Origin of the sequence: Ralstonia sp. RL (genome assembly GCF_001683835.1) — a bacterium.
Lineage (GTDB): Bacteria > Pseudomonadota > Gammaproteobacteria > Burkholderiales > Burkholderiaceae > Ralstonia > Ralstonia mannitolilytica.
Genome location: NZ_LWRX01000104.1, coordinates 1 through 775, shown reverse-complemented (window position 1 = coordinate 775; position 775 = coordinate 1). Strand labels below are relative to the sequence as shown.

Genomic DNA, 775 nt, shown 5'->3' with positions numbered 1-775 from the left:
AATACGCCGCAGCGTTGTGCTGCCGGCGGGCGGAGTAGCCCCTGTTCTAGATGACGAGCGCGGCGATGCCGATCTCCAGGCCACGCAGCTGCTCCGCGAGTTCGTCACGGATTGCCGGCAGGTCGAGTTCGCTGCCGTGCCGGGCAACACAGTCCGCCAGTTGCCGGGCCTGATGCATGATGCCCCAGATCTCGAGGGTCTCGGCCTGCTGCGCCAGCTTGAGGGCTTCCATCGTCAGGACGTAGGCATCCGGCGGCAGGGCGGCCAGCGCGTCGCGCAGCAATTCCAGCTGTTCGCGTGCCTCGTCCACAAACAGTTGGTCCAGCACGGTCGAACGTTCGCTGCTTTCACCCGCGGCTGCCGCGCTCTCCAGTCGGGCGGCAAAATGGCGCGCCCGTTCGCCAAACGCGTCATGTTCCAGACCGGCCGGCTCGCGCAGGGTTTCAATGGTCGCGCTGAGTGCCGCGATCAGGCGGGTCGGCGGCATTTCGTCTTCCAGACGGTCGGCGGCAGTGGCCAAGGCTTCGCCGAGGCGCAGGCAATCCGCATCGGCGGTTTCCAGCGCGATGGCGTAGAGCCGGAAGATGGCCGGTCGCACGTGGCCGGCGTGGCCATGACGTGCCTGCCAGGCTTCATGAAGTTGCTGGCAGGCCGCGATCCAGCGCGCATTGAGGCCGGGGGCAAAGCGGGGCGGCTTCGGCCGGGCCAGCCAGGGAAGGATGGCGGCGGTCGCCTCCAGTAACGGAGCGAACGCCGCCCGGGATTCCGCGAGGTC

General features: G+C 68.3%; 1 protein-coding gene. It reads right to left on the bottom strand.

The features are described from left to right. Positions 1–46: 46 nt before the first annotated feature. On the bottom strand, positions 47–775 hold a 729-nt coding region (locus A6M56_RS10070), incomplete at its 5' end, for a hypothetical protein (protein ID WP_286758099.1).